At 64.1% G+C, this 14,593-nt stretch carries 16 protein-coding genes; 9 read left to right on the plus strand and 7 right to left on the minus strand.

Features of this window, described 5'->3' with window-relative positions; translation table 11 throughout:
- Positions 1–53: 53 nt before the first annotated feature.
- Entirely contained in the window at positions 54–245 is a 192-nt protein-coding gene (locus AAC691_RS05820; RefSeq protein ID WP_246285783.1) for a hypothetical protein, read from the plus strand.
- 28 nt (positions 246–273) lie between these two features.
- Here the strand turns inward: AAC691_RS05820 and AAC691_RS05825 are convergent, their stop codons facing one another.
- Positions 274–1,143, minus strand: a complete 870-nt coding sequence (locus tag AAC691_RS05825) for a DUF2459 domain-containing protein (RefSeq protein ID WP_342629282.1) — start codon at positions 1,141–1,143, stop codon at positions 274–276.
- 36 nt (positions 1,144–1,179) lie between these two features.
- On the opposite strand from AAC691_RS05825, the gene AAC691_RS05830 reads away from it, so the two are divergent.
- The 5 genes from AAC691_RS05830 to AAC691_RS05850 all read left to right on the plus strand — a co-directional run bounded on the left by AAC691_RS05830 (position 1,180) and on the right by AAC691_RS05850 (position 6,518).
- Positions 1,180–2,337, plus strand: coding sequence for a LacI family DNA-binding transcriptional regulator (locus tag AAC691_RS05830; RefSeq protein WP_342629283.1), 1,158 nt, complete (start codon positions 1,180–1,182; stop codon positions 2,335–2,337).
- A gap of 82 nt (positions 2,338–2,419) precedes the next feature.
- Positions 2,420–3,274, plus strand: a complete 855-nt coding sequence (gene aroE, locus AAC691_RS05835; RefSeq protein ID WP_342629284.1) for a shikimate dehydrogenase — start codon at positions 2,420–2,422, stop codon at positions 3,272–3,274.
- 223 nt (positions 3,275–3,497) lie between these two features.
- The gene (locus tag AAC691_RS05840; RefSeq protein ID WP_342629285.1) at positions 3,498–4,475 is read left to right on the plus strand and encodes an aldo/keto reductase; all 978 of its coding nucleotides are present in this window, start codon (positions 3,498–3,500) and stop codon (positions 4,473–4,475) included.
- Positions 4,476–4,734: 259 nt separating this feature from the next.
- On the plus strand, positions 4,735–5,814 hold the full coding sequence (locus AAC691_RS05845) for a 2OG-Fe(II) oxygenase (protein ID WP_342629286.1): 1,080 nt from the start codon (positions 4,735–4,737) through the stop codon (positions 5,812–5,814).
- A gap of 248 nt (positions 5,815–6,062) precedes the next feature.
- On the plus strand, positions 6,063–6,518 hold the full coding sequence (locus AAC691_RS05850; protein ID WP_342629287.1) for a cupin domain-containing protein: 456 nt from the start codon (positions 6,063–6,065) through the stop codon (positions 6,516–6,518).
- Between the two features lie 271 nt (positions 6,519–6,789).
- Here AAC691_RS05850 and AAC691_RS05855 read toward each other — a convergent pair whose 3' ends face one another.
- Positions 6,790–7,002: a hypothetical protein gene (locus tag AAC691_RS05855; protein ID WP_342629288.1), complete on the minus strand. Its 213-nt coding sequence runs from the start codon at positions 7,000–7,002 to the stop codon at positions 6,790–6,792.
- A 205-nt stretch (positions 7,003–7,207) separates the two neighbouring features.
- Positions 7,208–8,257, minus strand: coding sequence for a hypothetical protein (locus tag AAC691_RS05860; protein ID WP_342629289.1), 1,050 nt, complete (start codon positions 8,255–8,257; stop codon positions 7,208–7,210).
- Between the two features lie 9 nt (positions 8,258–8,266).
- Between AAC691_RS05860 and AAC691_RS05865 the strand changes: the two genes are divergently transcribed.
- A complete protein-coding gene (locus AAC691_RS05865; RefSeq protein WP_342629290.1) occupies positions 8,267–8,647 on the plus strand; it encodes a hypothetical protein in 381 nt (126 codons plus the stop codon).
- A 370-nt stretch (positions 8,648–9,017) separates the two neighbouring features.
- On the plus strand, positions 9,018–9,926 hold the full coding sequence (locus tag AAC691_RS05870; protein WP_342629291.1) for a hypothetical protein: 909 nt from the start codon (positions 9,018–9,020) through the stop codon (positions 9,924–9,926).
- Between the two features lie 101 nt (positions 9,927–10,027).
- Here AAC691_RS05870 and AAC691_RS05875 read toward each other — a convergent pair whose 3' ends face one another.
- From AAC691_RS05875 to AAC691_RS05890, 4 genes are all read right to left on the minus strand, one after another.
- Complete coding sequence (locus AAC691_RS05875) at positions 10,028–11,266, minus strand: MFS transporter (RefSeq protein WP_342629292.1); 1,239 nt, start codon at positions 11,264–11,266, stop codon at positions 10,028–10,030.
- A 432-nt stretch (positions 11,267–11,698) separates the two neighbouring features.
- Positions 11,699–12,199: a GNAT family N-acetyltransferase gene (locus AAC691_RS05880; protein WP_342629293.1), complete on the minus strand. Its 501-nt coding sequence runs from the start codon at positions 12,197–12,199 to the stop codon at positions 11,699–11,701.
- Positions 12,200–12,497: 298 nt separating this feature from the next.
- Positions 12,498–13,913 (minus strand): hypothetical protein, encoded by a 1,416-nt coding sequence (locus AAC691_RS05885; RefSeq protein WP_342629294.1) that lies wholly within the window; start codon positions 13,911–13,913, stop codon positions 12,498–12,500.
- Positions 13,883–14,185, minus strand: a complete 303-nt coding sequence (locus tag AAC691_RS05890) for a hypothetical protein (protein WP_342629295.1) — start codon at positions 14,183–14,185, stop codon at positions 13,883–13,885. The genes AAC691_RS05885 and AAC691_RS05890 overlap by 31 nt, the downstream gene beginning before the upstream one ends.
- A 190-nt stretch (positions 14,186–14,375) precedes the next feature.
- Here AAC691_RS05890 and AAC691_RS05895 point away from each other — a divergent pair, with 190 nt between their 5' ends.
- Complete coding sequence (locus AAC691_RS05895; RefSeq protein WP_176638897.1) at positions 14,376–14,582, plus strand: cold-shock protein; 207 nt, start codon at positions 14,376–14,378, stop codon at positions 14,580–14,582.
- The last annotated feature ends 11 nt before the right edge of the window (positions 14,583–14,593 follow it).

Here is a 14,593-nt window from a genome sequence, read left to right on the forward strand (position 1 = left end):
ATACGTTTGATTATATGCTTGTTCATGCACCCTTTTGCGGAAGGTCTTTCGATATGTCGGCCGCTTTCTCCCTGCGCCGTCCCTGCCTGCTTGCCGTCCTGGGTTTGAGCCTGCTGCCGCTGGCCGCGTGCAGTTCCTTCAGCGGCGATGGCGACGATCATCCGCCCCGTGCGCATAATGTGATCGTCGTGCCGCGCGGCACCGACGTGGTGTGTCCGGACGGCACCCAGCCGCCCTGCCCCTGAATGAATCGCCTGAACGGATCGCGCGCGTTCATCGCGCGCCGTCCGACGGCGGGGGTGGAAGCGGGCAGAGCCGGCGGGCGGCCTGCCGGCCCTTGCGCATGACCTGTCCGGCGAAGATCGCCCGGCCGTCGGGTATGGGCAGCCCGGCCTGCCGCAGGGCCTGCTCCACCCATCCGTTGCAGGTGTGGAACAGGGTGTAGCGGCTGCGCGCCGCGTAGAAGAGGCTTTCGGGCAGGTGCCCGACCGCCACCAGGCGCGGCCGTTCCTCTCGCCCCGTAGTTTCCTGCCCCAACGTCCCCTGGCCCAACGTCCCCTGGCCCGATGTTCCTTGGCCCGATGTTCCTTGCCCCATTGTTCCTTGCCCCATTGTTCTTTGCCCTGGCACCAGATCATCGCCGATGAAGGCGGAGAGGCGCGCCATCCCGGCGGGCGGGAGCGGCAGGGTGACGACGGTGCCGGGGGCATAGGCCTGCGGCGGCGCGACGGTCAGGGCGAAGACCTGGATGACGGCCGGGCCGGGGAACGGGCCGATCAGATATTCTTCCGGGCTGGACGTCGGGGCGGTGAAGAATGTCTTCTTGCCGTAGCCGAACAGGACGGTGCGCGCGCCGGGGAAGACCTGGCGGAAATAGGCCAGCGGTCCCGTGAGGTCGGCCGCCGGGATGCCGATTTCGGTGTGCCAGCCCCGGTCGACCAGGTAGAGCGGCAGCGTGTCGGGCGGCAGGGGGTCGCAGGAGGGCGCCGGCCCCGGCGCCGCCGCGCAGCCGGCCAGGAGCGCCAGCAGGCAGAGCCGTGCCGGGGCGCGGGCCGGGCGTGCTTGCCGGATAGGCGTCCATCGTGAAAATACCCGCATGATGCCTGCCCCGTCCGAACCGATCGCCCGAGGATCATATGCCATCGTTTCGCGCGCGTCCCGTGCCGCCAGGGTAGGCGCGTGACGGGTGGGCGCGTGACGCGCCGCGCCGTGTCCTCGACCGACGTCGCGCGGCTGGCCGGGGTGTCGCAATCGGCGGTGTCGCGGACGTTTTCCGCCGCCGGCGGCGTGTCGGCGCCGACGCGCGCGAGGGTGCTGGAAGCGGCGGCGGCGCTGGGATACCGGCCCAACCGGATTCCGGCCATCATGCAGTCCGGCCGGTCGCACATGGTCGGGGTGGTGGTGGGCGGGCTGGATAATCCGTTCTATGCCGCCGTGCTGGACCATTTCGCGGTGGCCCTGCGGGCGCTGGGGTTGCAGGTGCTGCTGGTGCGGGTGGACGATGCGCTGGCGCTGGACGGCGCGCTGGAGCAACTGGCGGGCTATCGGGTCGATGCGGCGGTCACCGCGCTGGCGGTCGGCAGCCGCGCGGCGGCCGAGGCGCTGTCGGCGCTGCGCGTTCCGACCGTCTGTTTCAATTCGCGCCTGACGGGGCCGTGGATTTCCACCGTACGGTCGAACAATCGTGCCGCCGGGCGGCAGGCGGCCGCCCTGCTGGCCGCGCGGGGCGTGCGGGCGGCCGGGTGGCTGGCGGGGCCCCGCGAGAGCGCCGCCGCGCGCGAGCGCGGGCGCGGGTTCGCGGAGGGGGTGGCGGCGCGGGGCCTGGCGCCGCCGGTCGCGATCGCGGGCGATGACAGCCATGCCGGCGGGTATGACGCCATGCGGCGGCTGCTGCGGGCCCGACAGCCGCCGGAGGGGCTGTTCTGCGGCAATGACCTGATGGCGTGCGGGGCGATCGACGCGCTGCGCGATGCGGGGTTGTCGGTGCCGGGCGACGTGCTGGTGATCGGCTATGACAATATTCCGCAGGCGGGGTGGCGGGCCTATGACCTGACGTCGTTCGACCAGCAGGTGGAACGGATGGCCGGCGCCGCGCTGGAGATGCTGACGGCGGCGCTGGCCGATCCGTCGAACGCGGCCATGGGGCGAACCCGCGCGGTGGCCGCGCGGCTGGTGGAGCGCGGCAGCACCGGTGCGGCGGCCGGAGATGCGGGCAGCGATGATGCGGGCGGCGATGATGCGGGCGGCGGGGATGCGGGCGCCACCGGGGACGACGCGGGCGCGGACCGGGCGGGAAAGGCGCGGCGGGCGCAGGAGGTGGGTGACAGGCCTGCATAGCTATGCAACCCTGTCGGGCCGAACACGCCGCGGGCCGCCCCGGAAGGCGGACCCCAGACGAGAGCATGTCGAGGAGGCCCCAATGACGTCCCATAATTTTCTTGCCGCGCTGACCGGATCCTTTTCCACCCCGTGCGCGGACAATCCGACCGTCGCGATGATCGAGGCGGCGTATCGCCATCACGGGATGAATGCCCGCTATATCAATTGCGACGTGAAGCCCGAGGGGCTGGCGGATGCCGTGCGGGGCGCCAAGGCCATGGGGTGGGCCGGGTTCAACTGTTCGATCCCGCACAAGGTCGCGATCCTGTCGCACCTGGACCGGCTGGCGGAATCGGCGGCGATCATCGGCGCGGTGAATTGCGTGGTCATCCGTGACGGCGCGCTGATCGGCGAGAATACGGACGGCAAGGGGTTCCTGACCTCGCTGACGCAGGTCATGGATCCGGCGGGGAAGACGGTCTGCCTGCTGGGGGCGGGCGGCGCGGCGCGAGCCATTGCCGTGGAACTGGCGCTGGCCGGGGCGCGGCACCTGACGATCGTCAACCGCGATGCGCGGCGGGGGCAGGACATCGCGGCGCTGATCACCGAATCGACGCCGGCCGACGCGCGTTTCGTGGCGTGGGACGGGGCGTTCGCGGTGCCCGAGGACACGCAGATCCTGATCAACGCCACGTCGGTGGGGCTGGGCGACGCGGAGGCGATGCCTGCGATCGATTGCGACAGCCTGCGTCCGGGCCTGGTGGTGGCCGACGTGATCCCCAACCCGCCGAAGACCGCGCTGCTGCGCGCGGCGGAGAAGCGGGGCTGCGTGACGCTGGACGGGCTGGGCATGCTGGTCAACCAGGGGGTGATCAGCGTGCGGCTGTGGTTCGGCACCTCGCCGGAGCCGTCGGTGATGGCGCGCACGCTGGAGGATATTTTCGGCGTCAGGTAGTCCCCTCCCCCACGGGTCACGCCACGGGCCGGGCCCTCGCTTGGGCGTTGACAGGGGGGCGCCGGGTCTGCTGCCCTCGGTCCGCTGCTCCGGAGTCTATTGCCTGGGGTCTGCTGCCTTCGGGTCTGCTGCCCTGGGGTCTGCTGTCCTGGGGTCTGCTACCCTGGGGCCGGCGCCCGCGGGGACGGTCCGGGGCGAGTCGCCGACAGGGAGGGAATGCGGCATGGATTATGTGCGACTGGGCCGGACGGGCCTGCAGGTTTCGCGTATCTGCCTGGGCTGCATGACCTATGGCGTGCCGGAGCGCGGACGGCACCCCTGGACGCTGGACGAGGATCGCAGCCGGCCGCTGATCCGTCAGGCGCTGGAGGCCGGGATCAATTTCCTGGACACGGCCAACAGCTATTCCGACGGCACGTCGGAGGAGATCGTCGGGCGGGCGATCCGCGATTTCGCGCGGCGCGACGAGATCGTGCTGGCCACCAAGGTGTTCTTTCCGACGCGGTCCGGGCCGAACGGGTCGGGCCTGTCGCGGCGGGCGATCCTGACGGAGATCGACAACAGCCTGCGCCGGCTGGGGACGGATCATGTCGACCTCTACCAGATCCATCGCTGGGACCCGCATACCCCGATCGAGGAGACGATGGAGGCGCTGCACGACGTGGTGAAGGCGGGCAAGGCGCGCTATATCGGCGCGTCGTCGATGTATGCGTGGCAGTTCGCCAAGGCGGTCTATACCGCGCGGCAGCATGGCTGGACCGAGTTCGTCAGCATGCAGGACCATCTGAACCTGCTGAACCGCGAGGAAGAGCGGGAGATGCTGCCCTTCTGCCGGGACCAGGGGATCGGCGTGCTGCCGTGGAGCCCTCTGGCGCGGGGGCTGCTGGCCCGCGACTGGCGCGAGAGTACGACGCGGCAGGAGAGCGACGACATGACCCGGGCGCTGTATTCGGGCACCGTGGCGGCGGATCGCGCGGTGATCGACGCGGTGGGGCGCATCGCGGCCGAGCGGGGCATTGCGCGCGCGCAGGTGGCGATGGCGTGGGTGTTGCAGCAGCCGGGCGTGACGGCGCCAATCGTCGGCGCGTCGAAGCCGGGGCATCTGGACGATGCGCTGGGTGCGCTGTCGGTGACGCTGGAGGCGCACGAGATCGAGGCGCTGGAAGTGCCGTACGTGCCGCATCCGGTCGTTGGGTTCTGAGCCGCCGCCCGGGACCGAGTGCCGGCGGCGGTTCGATGCGCGTTTGCCGTGCGCCGATGCTGATGGCCGTCATGGCCGCTTCGCTTCGGTGCGGGGACACTCACGTTGGACGGGCCCTGACGGGTTTCCGCTGACCGGCCCGCAGTTTCGGGCCGGCGCCGCGGCGGAGCCGGCTCGTGGCCGGGGCCGGGGCCGGGGCCGGGGCCGCAATTGACCGGGGGCGTGCCGGTCCGCCAACATGGGGCGAGGAAGGGGTTCCATGACGCTGAACATCGCTTTGCAGGTCGGCGATCCGGCCCCGTGGTTCGTCGAAGCCAGTTCGGACCGGCAGGGGCCGTATCATTTCGACAAGGCGGCGGGGCGTTATGCGCTGCTGTTCTTTTTCGGGTCGTCCATGCGGCCGGAGGTGCGGGAAAGCCTGGCTGTCGTGGAGCGGCACAAGGCGATGCTGGACCAGGCCAATCTGCTGTTTTTCGGGATCAGTTCCGATCCGGAGGACGCGGCGCGCCTGACGGCCGATCCGGCGGCGCCGGGGCTGCATTATATTTACGACGGCGCGGGCAAGGTCGGGCCGCTGTATGGATTTCGTCCCGAAGGGCCGCCCGCCTGGCTGCTGGTGGACCCGATGCTGCGGGTGATCGCGGTGTTCGGCCATCAGCCGGGGGTGGCGCAGGGCATTTTCGAATTGCTGGCGCGCATTCCGCCCGCCGCCGCGCGGGCCCAGGCCGAGGCGACGCCCGTGCTGATGCTGAGCGACGTGTTCGAGCCGGCATTCTGTGCGCATCTGATCGACCATTACGGGCGGGTCGGCGGCGCATTGTCCGGGGTGTTTACCGAATATGATGCCGGGCAGTCGGTGCGGGCGATGGATATGCGCTTCAAGCGCCGGCGGGATTGCCGGATCGAGCAGCCGGAGCTGGTGGCGCAGATCGAGCAGCGGATTTCGCGCCGTATCGTGCCGGAGATCCGGAAAATCTTTCAGTTCCACGCGACATATCTGGAGCGGATTTTGGTGGCCTGTTACGACGCGGCCGAACAGGGGCGGTTCGGCGCGCATCGCGACAATACGCTGGCGGCGGTCGCGCATCGGCGCTTTGCCATCTCGATCAATTTGAATGACGGATTTAGCGGCGGGGGCGTCAGTTTTCCGGAATTCGGCCCCCGCGCCTTCTCGCCGCCGGCCGGCGGGGCGGTGGTGTTTTCCTGCGGGCTGATGCATCGGGTGGAGACGGTGACGGCGGGGCGGCGCTTTGCCTGCCTGACCTTTGCCTATGACGAGGCGGCGGCCGAGATCCGCCGGGCGCATTGGAAGGACAGGCGTGGGGCGGATGGGGGGTGAGGGTTTTCTTGTTTTTTTGAAGAATTCTGTTTTTGGGAGTTGTGGGAACGCGCGCGATTCGTAATGTCGGATCTCGCTCTCATTGCAGACTATCCGGTGATTGTTTGTCATTTCTCGAAGCGGACACCTCCAGAAAGCGCCGCATAACGGGTCGATCCATCCACCCGTTATGAAAAAAAATTCGAGCGCAAGAAGCGGGAGGCATTTCCCCGTGCCAACAGCTAACTCGTGACGGCAAGGAGATCGTCATGAAGATACACGCCATCGTTTTGATTATTTCGTCACTCGCCTGCACCAATGCTTCGGCTGCGACACAGCATCAAGGATGGACGCCAGACGCCATACCGTGGCAAGTAACAGCACCCGATGGAACGCGATATGCCCAGCTAGAAGGTAAAAGCGACAAAGGGCGGGCGCCCTTTTCCTATGCGTTTTCGATTCCCGCCGGTGTCTGGGATGCTCCTCATAGCCACAGTGCAACGGCTCGCGTCTTTGTCGCAAAAGGGATCTTGCGAATTGGGTATGGCAGCAGCTTCGATCATTCCAGAGCAAGATCCTATCCGGCAGGAAGTTACGTCATTGTTCCCGCTGGGGTCGTGCATTTCGATGGCTCCGATACGGACACCATCATCATCGGTACGGCGACTGGGCCTTGGACAACGACCTACGTCGATCGGTCGTCACCCACGTCAGCAGGACCGTAATATACAAAGGAACCGACCGCCGGTGCGGCAAGCCAGCATACGATGTCCGTCTGTGCGGCCGGCGTCGCCGCCGGATTGGGCGTGGTCTATGTGGGTGTGGTCCATGAGCGCCTGTTCGAGGGCGTGATCCGGGTCAGCGGCGGGCCGACGAGCGGGCCGAGGGCATCGCCGAGCATTGCCGTTGCCCGTTCGGGCCGCCGTACCGAGTTGACGTCCAGGTGCAATTGGCGGCCCTTGAGTTGCAGGGTCCCCAGCACGGTGGCCCGCCCCGTCATCCATGGAACTGATCAAGGTCACCACCGGCCCCGGCACGGCCTGGGTTGCGGAACCTTTGCCGGGTGGCGCGATGGGGAGCGGCTGGCGCGTTCGTGACCCAATTCCAGAATGTGCTGCTCTCGGAGCGCAGGCCGGCGATGGCATCCAGCCGGGCCGCCACCGTCTTCTGGGTGACGCCCTTGGCGAGGGGGAAACGGATGTCGTACAAGCGCGATCTCATCCCCATCACTGTTGAACAGGGTTGGGGGCATGGCCGGGGCGGCCATTCGTTCCATGGCGCAGGCCAGCCAACTGCGGGAGAAGAGCGGGGTGACCATCCGCAATTGGTCGGTGTCGAGCTTGGGAAACGGCGCCTTGCCGCATTTTCTTTGCAGATACAAGTCCATGCGTTTCCCGATAGTGGACGCCAGGTTTTACGGCACCATCCCCATCGCCCGACCCCACGGCATTGGCGGCTGATGCATCGCGTAGATGGTCCGCGGCGCGATATGTGCCCGCGCAACCGCCTTTGCCACTTCATGCATCAGTTCGGGATCATACAATGAATTGTCCGGGTTCAGCACCAGCGTGTCGCTTGCGTAGAGCAGTTTCGCGTCAGGCCAATAGACCATGTATTGCCGCTCGGTCGATGGCCCGCGGATCGGGATCAGCATGATCGGATTGTGAGGGCTGGGAATCGCAAGCGCCCGATCCACCATGTGCCATTGGGGTGGCCTGGGATGCCGGGCAAGGTCGTCGGGGAGCAGCGTATGGGGAGCGGCGACCAACCGGTCCAGCAGCGGTCGGTTCAGATCGAGCTGATAGATCGGAATACCCCGTGCCACTACTTCCCGCAGTCCTGCGACATGTGGCCAGGAATCCGTCGTCGAGATCACGGCCTTGATTGGCTTGCCCGGCACGAGGTGCGCGGCGGCATCCAGCGCTTGTGCCGTATAGGACGCGGAAATCGGCGCTTCGAGCAGAATCAGGCCGTCATCCTGTTCGATCACGCTGACATTCCATGCCCCCTGGAACAGCCAGACCCCGGGAACGATCGTTTGCGCCTGTGGTGGAAACGGCCGGTCCCATCCCGGCGACCGCAGGCTTTTGGCCGCCGCCGCTGAATCGACGGGGAAGGGGTCGCTTGCCAGAGCCGGATCGAATCGCACGTCCAGATATTGCTCGTGAGCGATCTCCAAACCGTTGCGCTGATCGACCCGGCTCGCCGGGAAAAGTACGCCGCCGACGTCCTGCCAACTGTCGAGATAGATGCGCTGATTTACGTCGCCCCAGACGTTCCAGAAATCCTCGAACGTCCGGGTCCGCTCGATCGCGTCGGGCAGATGGTTTCGGGCATTCAGGACGAGACGAACCGGCTGCCCGCGATCCGTGAATGTCACCACCGTATGCGGTGCCGCGTGCAGCCATTCGGGCGCGGCATAGCGCAGATCGGGCGCCTTTGCCGCGGCCTGCAGCACCATCATGGGTTCGTCATGCAGGATATCGTCAGCCTGTTCACGGGTTTGCCTGGCGGCCGGCCTGTCACCGCTTGGCATTTTCACGACCGCGCCGGCTACCGACACCACGACATGGGTTTTGTCGATATTTTCGTCCGGTGCGGTCGAGGGAAAAACGGACTCATGCACGCGATCGACGGCGCCATGCTGATAATCGACGATCCGGGTCTCCCGACCATATTCGATCTGGAACGGCGCCTGGCGATAGGATTGTTCCGCTTCCTCACGATGGCCGATGATCGCATATCGTGCCGTTCGCACGCCGGCCAGGCGACTCGCGCCACCCATGGCTTCGAGCGCGATGCCAATGCATGCATGGGGCGTGAGGCCGGCGCAGCCGGGTGCTCCATGCGCTGAAATGGCGGGCGCTCCATCGGGCGGCGGCGCGGCGGCACAGGGGAAAATCGGCACGGTCGCGCAGGTAATTGCCAGGAAAATCCGGTTCGCAGGGGCCATAAAATGCCGTCTCAACAAGGGTTGTCAATCTGCATCAGGCATATCACAGCAACGACCATACGAGAGTTGTCGCGCATTACCTCTCGGTAATTTCATTATGATTTATGTTTCGGCGCGGACAGTTCATGGTTACCGTCTCTGCCAGAACGTTACGGCGGCGACGGCATCGCGTCAACGCTCACCAAGGAGACAGGCAACGTCCATGGCACGCCCTTCCTTGTCGGCACGATGGGGCATCGGACTGGCTCTTCTCGCCGGCATGACGCAGACTGTGCGCGCCGGGGAGATTTCTCCGGTTTCCCCCGCCGGGTTCGGTGTCTTTCAGCCGTTCTCCAGCGACCCGGGCTTTACTCTGAACGCCGCATTCACGCCGGACGGCCACACCGTCTACTTCTCCAAAAGCCAGCCGACCTGGGATGGCTTGACCATCTTCGCGGCGACGCAACAGCACGGCATATGGTCCGCCCCGCAAGTCGCGCCGTTCTCCGGCGTGGACAAGGACACCGACCCGGCCGTGTCCCCTGACGGCGCGTCGGTCGTGTTCGCCTCGATCCGTCCCGCCACCGGAGCGGTCTATCGCTTGTATCGCTACGATTTCAAGGCCGACCTGACCACGCCGGCCCTGCCCGAGCCAGCTTTGGCGACCGACAATGACCTTTACCCGAGCTTCACCCGGACCGGCGTCGTGTATTTCATGAAGATGGGCGCAACCGGAACGGCGATCTATCGCGCTGCACCGGCTGGTCATGGGTTTGCGGTACCGTCGCCCATCGTCATCCCTGGCGCGGATAAGACGACCCATGACATGGATCCGACCATCGCGCCGGACGAGAGCTTCATCGTCTTCGCCAGCAACCGTGCGGGCACGCTGGGCGCGAAGGATCTGTTCATCGCGTTCCGAACCACAACCGGCTGGTGTACGCCGTTGCATTTTGATGCCCCGATCAACAGCACCGGCAACGAGGTCGCGACCGGTCTGTCGCCGGATGGGCAGACATTGTATTTCTCCAGCGCCCGCTCGAGTGTCACGACACCGCGCGCGAAACCGGCCGATACCGCGGCTTTCCGCGTGGAACAGGCCGATTATGCCAACGGGCTCCTGCGGCCTTATAAGGTGTCGATCGGCGCGTTCGTTGCCGTCCATCGACCGCATGACGGCACCTGCCCGGCAGCACGGTGAGCCTGTCTCACTACGCCGCATGGAGGACGTACACTGTTTTTCCGTGAGCGTTCGACAGCGGACATCGCAATTTCCGAGCGGCTGTAGTATCGGGTGCCGGCTTACGGGAAATCGGCTAATGCGACGCTCTGCACTTTACCGAAAAGTAGCAGCGCTATGATGAATATCGTTACGATAGCTGCGCCCAGCCACAATGTTCCGCCCGTGCCAAAGATCAAGGCCATCGGACCTGCCAGGACATACCCCAGGGGCATCAGGCAAAACGAACCCAGGGCGTCATAGGCGGACATACGGGAAAGCATCTCAGGCGGGATCGCGCGCTGAAGCGTGCTCTCCCAGACGACGTTGACATTTGCCATCTCGATCCCACCGAGGAAAAAGCAAAGCCCTTGCGCCCAGAACGGCCACGAACCGGCCAGGCATGCCGGGGTCAGCGGATAGAGCAGTAGCCACAACAGGACTGCACGGACGGGCTGCTTTGGCCGAAGGCGCAAAGCCATCAAGCCGCCAATCGTGGCACCGGTTCCCATCGCTGAAAGAAGAAAACCCCAATGTGGAGCACCGTGCACTCGGCGAGAAAAAAGCGACGCACCAAGGATTTCCGTGGGGGCCCACGATAGGGTCTGCATCACGGCAAACAGACAAACCATCATCCACAGCCAGGGCATGCCGGCGAACGCCGTCCACCCTTCGCGCAAAGCAGTCAGCATGCCCGGTTCATTCTCTTCGGCCGGCAATCCTTTTTCTGGCGTCAGTGCCGACAGCAAGCCCGCACTGGCCAGATAGCTGAGCGCATCCAGCGCAACCGCCCATCCTGCGCCGATACTGGCAACACATAACCCTCCGATGGCCGGACCCAAAAGCCCCGCAAAAGAAACTTCCATCATAATCAACGAGTTGGCGCTCGGCAACAGCGCAGCAGGCACGATCTGGGTCAGCAGTCGATTGCGGCCGGGTGCATCCAATGCATTACTGAGGCCGAGGAGTGCAGAAAGCGGAACAACTGCAACATACGACAGGGAAGATTTAAACAACAACGCGGCAAGCGCAGTCTGCGCCAAAGCCCGTGTTAGATCGGCAACCACCATGATACGACGCGGTGGATGCCGATCGGCAAGGACTCCTCCGAACAGCAACAGCAACGCCATTGGAAGAATTTCGGCAGAGAGCACCGCGCTCACACCCCCTGCCCCGGCCCCCTTGGCGAACAGGGCGAAAGATAATGCTACCGGGACCAGAGCACTCCCCATATTGGATAGGAACGTAGCGGTGAGGAATACTACGAAATTACCGTTGCCAAGAACGCCGAGGCTTTCTCGATAATTACGTTTCAGCGTCATCTTGCAAGTAGAATGTACCGGAGAGCAAGGGTCAAGACGGCTCTCGGTCGAAGCGGCGCGCCAGCACGCAGGTTGCTTCCGTGGACCGCGCGATTTCGGCCCGGACAGAAGGGGTCGTCCGGGCTTGCGGGTGGATCTGGTGCATCAGCAATCACTCCGAGCGTCAACGTCAAACCAGCGGGCGGTAACAGCCCACACGACACCATCCTGATGACGTCTTACAACCTGACAGTTACTGCCCCTTTTCCTACGTACCTCCGATGCGGCGCGTTTCCTCGGCATTGACCGCGATGGCAATTGTTGATAGAGTCGCCTTCCCAAGTATCAATAATGTAACGGAAGTATCCGCACTGCTGGTTTCAATATGACAACAGTGGGAGGTGCCTTATTTCAAGATACATGCGAAAATTAACTATAATGGCTTTACATTGTTTAATCATCGAATGTCTCCATTTGACGTTTGTAGATCTTAAAATCTGCTCGCATGTAGGTGGAGATGGCATTGCGATGATCGTTTGTGTCTGTATGGAGCCATATGCGACGAGGCCCATATGACCAAACCGCGCGTAGTGCTCGGTCTAGGAGATATCGGCCAAGTCCGCGTCCTTGCATGGCAGGGACAACTCCAAAATGAACGAGTTCGATGTCAGGTGTGCCCACGCCTTCAAATTCACACAGACCCACTGCCTCGGTATTCCATCTAAGTACATAAATATGGCTGGAGGTGGCATTGAGAAACTGAACCAACTCGTCATGGGACATACGTAAGCGGTGATCCCATTGCACGTAATCACCGATCGCACGATACAGCAGAAGATAGGCTTCGGCGCGCGGAACTTCTCTCGTAATAGACGTCTCGAGATCCGGTATATGAAGAGGCTCGCCTCGTGGTGGTTCGGTCATTTGAAGATAAGTGACAAGTAGATCGACCATAAACGTGCCTCGTCTGAAGTCAGCGTATCATATATTTGCGTCGTCAAGCGGACATACCGTTTTCCCCCGCATCCCGGACATTACGGGCGGGAGGGAATCGCTGGGATGGGCGCGGCGAACTGGTCGATATGGTTTGCCAGAACTTTCTCCGATCGTCGTGCATCGCTATCCCGCCTTGCCGCTGCGTTGATGGGGCATCGAAGCCATAGTCCTGGCAGCATGTCCACCCGGGGGCCTTTTTTCTTCAGAAAGCGACACGTCTCCCCTCCCCGCCTCCGGTCAGGTCGGCAGGGCAGAGCTATTTGCGGAATGTGGTAAGGCCCAGTTCCTGCCACATCCAGCCGAAATCGTAGCCGGCCATGTCGCCGGCGGCGTGGCCGTGGGCGGATGCGTTTTCCAGATATTTGAGCCATTCCACCGTTTTCCGGCGGCCGGCGGCCGTGCGGACGGCTTGTCTGGGGGACTGGTTATCCAGGGCGGGAAGCGGCTGGTCCAGGGTTTGGCGGTAGTGTCGATCCATCCATTCGCGGACAATCCGTTCCTTCTCGCCTGGCGGGAGGGACAGGGCGTCTTCCGGTCTGGCGGCGCCGCCGCCGGATTGGGTGTGGTCCCTATGGGTGTGGTCCATGAGCGCCTGTTCGGGGGGTGTGATCCGGGTGAGCGGCGGGCCGACGAGCGGGCCGAGCGCGTGGCCAAGCATTGCCGTTGCCCGTTCGGCCCGCCGTGCCGAGTTGACGTCCAGGTGCAGTTGGCGGCCCTTGAGTTGCAGGGTCCCCAGCACGGTGGCCCCGTCATCCATGGAACTGATCAAGGTCAGTGCCCGCCCCGGCGCGGCCAGGGTTGCAGGACCTGGGCCGGGTGGGACGATGGGGGGAGCGGTTGGCGCGTTCGTGACCCAATTCCAGAATGTGCGGCTCTCGGAGCGCAGGCCGGCGATGGTATCCAGCCGGGCCGCGACTGTCTTCTGGGTGACGCCCTTGGCGAGGGGGAAACGGATGTCATGCAGCGCGATCTCATCCCCGTCGCTGTTGAACAGGGTTGGGGGCCTGGTCGGGGCGGCCATTCGTTCCATGGCGCAGGCCAGCCAACTGATGGAGAAGAGCGGGGCGATCGTCCGCAATTGGTCGGTGTCGAGCTTGGGAAACGGCGCCTTGCCGCGTTTTCTTTGCAGTGCCTTGTACAGGGCCCGGGAAAGATGATCGCAGGTTTCGGCGGAGCAGGCGAGCAGACCGCCGGCGAAGACGTGTCTGCCGTCGCTGGGCACGATCCGGGCGGCCAGCCTGTCCCATTGCCTGACCATCCGGGTTGCCGTGCCCTCATGAACCAGCACCGGTTCGGACTCCCGCAGCAGATCGCGGGCGACCAGGCTTTGTCCAGGCTTGATGTCGGAGACTTCGTAGAGGCTCATGACAGAAGACCGCATGGCCCGCATATAGGCGCTTTTGCGCGGTCCCTCCTTCCAGCCGCGACGTTTCAGGTAGGTTTCGACCAGATTTTCGCCGTCCCAGTCCCGGGTCAGGGCATCCTCGAACGCGCAACCCCACAGGGTCATCGTCACATCCTGTCCGAGGATGTCATGAAGGTCGGAAAATGCCAGGTCGGCTTCGTGCAGGACCGGGCCGACATGCTCGGCAAGAATGTCGTCGAAACGCGGTTGCCACGGGTCCTGCGCGAGAGAGCGGATCAAGCCGGAAAGAGGATGCGTGGATGCCATAGCGTGGTCCCTGCTGCGATCGAGGGCGTGCAGCCTATCAAGCTTCGGGTGCCGTTCAAAACCGCCGTGACATAACCGCCCTGGGCGGTCTCCGCGCGTTTGCCCCGCAGGTCCGCCGGGCGGGGGGAGTGTTGCCGTTTGGTGTGAACATTTCGGGATGAAGAATAGAAATCAGCGCTATAAATTAAAAATAAATTCAAAGCGTTGCTGGATTTTCGATGAAAAACAGGATCGAAAACAGGCTTCTGATCACGGGAAAGATGGTCGATCATTCGTTTTTTTTAATCATGCGCGCGTTATAGGCGCGATTTCACTTGCATTCGGGGCGGGGCCATGCGCATGGTGGCGGCGGTGGATGCTCCTGTGGGGGGTTGGCGCGCGTTGTGTCAGCTTCAGCCCATTGGAAGTTACGATTATGTACGTGTTCTGTACGTGACCACCATGTTAAAAAGGAGCCTCGTTATGACGACAGGCACCGTAAAATGGTTCAATGCAACCAAGGGTTTCGGTTTTATTCAGCCCGGTGACGGGACTGCGGACGTGTTCGTTCATGTTTCCGCCGTCGAGCGCGCGGGGCTCGCCACCTTGAGCGAGGGGCAGCAGATTTCTTATGAAATCGAAGCCGGACGCAACGGCAAGAAGTCCGCTGTGAGCCTCAAGGTCGCATAAGCCGCCTGGCA

Origin of the sequence: Nguyenibacter vanlangensis (assembly GCF_038719015.1) — a bacterium.
In the GTDB taxonomy this organism is placed as follows: Bacteria; Pseudomonadota; Alphaproteobacteria; order Acetobacterales; family Acetobacteraceae; genus Gluconacetobacter; species Gluconacetobacter vanlangensis.